Annotated in this window: 3 protein-coding genes; 1 reads left to right on the top strand and 2 read right to left on the bottom strand. The window is 69.9% G+C overall.

Annotated features, from left to right (window positions below; all coding sequences use genetic code 11):
• Window positions 1-365: fibronectin type III domain-containing protein (locus ACOJSN_RS17905; protein WP_420113850.1), on the top strand; the 365-nt coding region annotated here is incomplete at its 5' end.
• A gap of 6 nt (window positions 366-371) precedes the next feature.
• Here the strand turns inward: ACOJSN_RS17905 and ACOJSN_RS17900 are convergent.
• Both ACOJSN_RS17900 and ACOJSN_RS17895 read right to left on the bottom strand, forming a co-directional pair.
• Window positions 372-1,391 carry a Gfo/Idh/MocA family protein gene (locus ACOJSN_RS17900; RefSeq protein WP_420113849.1) on the bottom strand — a complete coding sequence of 340 codons (1,020 nt, stop codon included), beginning with the start codon at window positions 1,389-1,391 and terminating at the stop codon, window positions 372-374.
• The coding region (locus ACOJSN_RS17895; RefSeq protein WP_420113848.1) for a sugar phosphate isomerase/epimerase family protein at window positions 1,388-1,995 on the bottom strand (608 nt) is incomplete at its 5' end. The genes ACOJSN_RS17900 and ACOJSN_RS17895, both read right to left, overlap by 4 nt.

Genomic DNA, 1,995 nt, shown 5'->3' with positions numbered 1-1,995 from the left:
TCGTGCAGCGGTACTCCGGCGGCACGTGGAAGACCGTGCGGACCGTGAGCGCCTCCGCACGCAGCGTCACGATCACCGGCCTGCAGAACGGCACCAGCTACCGGTTCCGGGTCCTCGCCCGGAACGCCGTGGGCAACGGTGCCTGGAGCGCGGTGGTCTCCGCGACGCCGAAGAAGCCGGCCACGAGCAGCGGCTGTCACCCCGCGTACCGGGGAGCCTGCGTGCCGATCGCCTCCGACGTCGACTGTGCCGGAGGAAGCGGCAACGGGCCGGCGTACGTGCGCGGTCCGGTCTACGTGAAGGTCCGCGGCGTCGACCCGTACGACCTGGATCGCGACGGCGACGGTGTCGCCTGCGAGAGATAGCCCGGCTCAGGAGGAGCCGTACAACCCCGACTGCTCGTACACGCCGGACAGGATCCGCTGCGCGGGCAAGGCGTCGGCCGGCGAGATCCAGAACGGGCCGGCTGCGTCGAGCTGACCGTAGAAGTCCGCGATCAGTGCCTCGTGGGAGAGCCCCCAGTAGGCCGGGACGTCCGGATCCGCGGGGGTGTCGGAGACCACCGAGACCGAGCCGTCGGCTGCGGTGATCGTGAGGTCGCCGCGCAGTGACAGACTGCCGTTCTCGCCGAGGATGTCGATCGTCACGGGGGCGTTCGTCGCGTTAGTGTTGGTCGCCCACATCGTGCTGCGCACCCGCCCGCCGCCCGCGCCCTCGTGCAGCATCGTGAGGGTGGCGGTGTCCTCGACATCGACGCCCGGCAGCGGCACCAACTGGGACGCACGGCCGGAGATCTCCTTGACCGGCCCCACGAGCCACTGCAGCAGGTCGATCGTGTGGATCGACTGGTTGATCAGCGCCCCGCCACCCGAGCGCGCCGACTGGCCCGCCCAGGGCTTGGCGTCGTAATACGCGCCGGTACGCGACCAGGCCACGGTGGCGGACGCCGCGACGATCCGACCCAGCCCACCGCCGTCGAGCATCTCCTTCATCGCGCGAGAGGTGCCGTTGTAGCGGTTCTGGAAGCAGACCCCCGTCTTGACATCGGCGGAGGCGGCCGCCTCCGCGAGTCGCTCGGCGTCCTCGAGACGGTGCGCCAGCGGCTTCTCGACCAGCACGTGCACACCGGCCTCCAGCGCGGCGACCACGACCGGGAGATGCTGATCGTGCGGCGTGCACACGTGCACCACGTCGATGTCACCGGCGGCGAGCACGGCCTCGAGATCGGAGCTGCCCACGGCCCCGACACTCGCCGCACGCTCCTGTGCGCGCGCCAGATCGAGATCGACGACCGCCGCCACCTCCACACCGATCGAGGCGAGCGCGGCGAGATGGACGCGCGAGATGTCACCGGCGCCGACCACCGTGGCGCGCCTGGGGGAGGTACTCATGCGAAGGGGATGTTCTCCTCGGTGAGGATCGTGGTGAACGCCTCGTGGGCCGTCTTCCACAGGTCCGGTCCGGAGAAACCACCGAACGGGCCCTGCGCGGCCAGGTGCGGCTCCAACGAGAAGAACCCGTCGAAGCCGTCCTGTGCCAGGGCCGTGATCGTCTCACGGACCTCCCCATCGCCCGCGCCGGCGGGCACCACGCTGCCGTCAGCGAGCAGCGCGTCCTTGATCTGCACGTAGGTCACGTGCGGGCGCAGCATCGTGTAGCCCTGGCTGAACGGGCGCACCCCGCACTGCACGAAGTTCGCGGCATCCCATGCCAGCTGCAGGTGCTCGTTGTCCACGGTCCTGACGATGTCGAGGCACCGTGCCGGGATGTCCCCGTAGATCTCCTTCTCGTTCTCATGCACCATCGCGACCCCGGCCTCGGCGCCGATCGCGGCGAGCGCATCCATCCGGCGCATCACCTCGTCGCGGTGGTCGGCGGGGTTGGCTCCAGCGGGCATGAAGAAGCTGAACAGGCGGATGAACGGCGCCTCGAACTCCTGTGCTACAGCCACGCAGTGACGCATCCGGTCCAGGTGCGGCTCGAAGTCGTCGTCGA

Source organism: Pseudactinotalea sp. (assembly GCF_048594945.1).
Classification (GTDB): domain Bacteria; phylum Actinomycetota; class Actinomycetes; order Actinomycetales; family Beutenbergiaceae; genus Pseudactinotalea.
This window is presented reverse-complemented; position numbering and strand designations above follow the sequence as displayed.